This window comes from Stenotrophomonas sp. YIM B06876, assembly GCF_030711595.1.
In the GTDB taxonomy this organism is placed as follows: domain Bacteria; phylum Pseudomonadota; class Gammaproteobacteria; order Xanthomonadales; family Xanthomonadaceae; genus Stenotrophomonas.
Genome location: NZ_JAUJUJ010000464.1, coordinates 1 through 635 on the forward strand (window position 1 = coordinate 1; position 635 = coordinate 635).

Consider the following 635-nt stretch of genomic DNA (forward strand, 5'->3'; position numbering starts at 1 on the left):
GGCGGCTTCTTCGTCATGGACCAGGCCAAGCTCGATGAGATGAGCAAGGTCACCGGCGGCTACGGCCCGCTCGAAGGCGCGATCGGCGTGCTGCCCGTGGTCGAAGACCCATCCGCGGCGATGAAGGGCTTTGTCGAGCGCTTCCACAAGCTCTATCCGAACCGCGACCCGGGCTCGGAATTCGTCTGGAACTACACCGCCGTGCACGCCACGCTGGCGGCCATGAAGATCGCCGGCACCACCAGCGACGCCGCCGCCATCCGCGCCAACCTCGACAAGGGCTACAAGGCCCTGACCCCGGCGCAAAACCCCGGCGGCGTGACCAGCGTGGATGGCAACGGCGGCGCATNCGGGCTCGGAATTCGTCTGGAACTACACCGCCGTGCACGCCACGCTGGCGGCCATGAAGATCGCCGGCACCACCAGCGACGCCGCCGCCATCCGCGCCAACCTCGACAAGGGCTACAAGGCCCTGACCCCGGCGCAAAACCCCGGCGGCGTGACCAGCGTGGATGGCAACGGCGGCGCATCGACCGTCGAGCGCGGCGGCGCCGTCGAGGGTGGCAAGGTCAAGGTGATCACGGCGCCCGCCGCCAAGTAAACCGGCTGCATTGAAAAATACCGGCTGCGCCCTT

General features: G+C 68.1%; 1 protein-coding gene. It reads left to right on the forward strand.

Features of this window, described 5'->3' with window-relative positions:
- Window positions 1–382: 382 nt before the first annotated feature.
- The gene (locus QZH66_RS17945; protein ID WP_305807166.1) at window positions 383–601 is read left to right on the forward strand and encodes a hypothetical protein; all 219 of its coding nucleotides are present in this window, start codon (window positions 383–385) and stop codon (window positions 599–601) included.
- The last annotated feature ends 34 nt before the right edge of the window (window positions 602–635 follow it).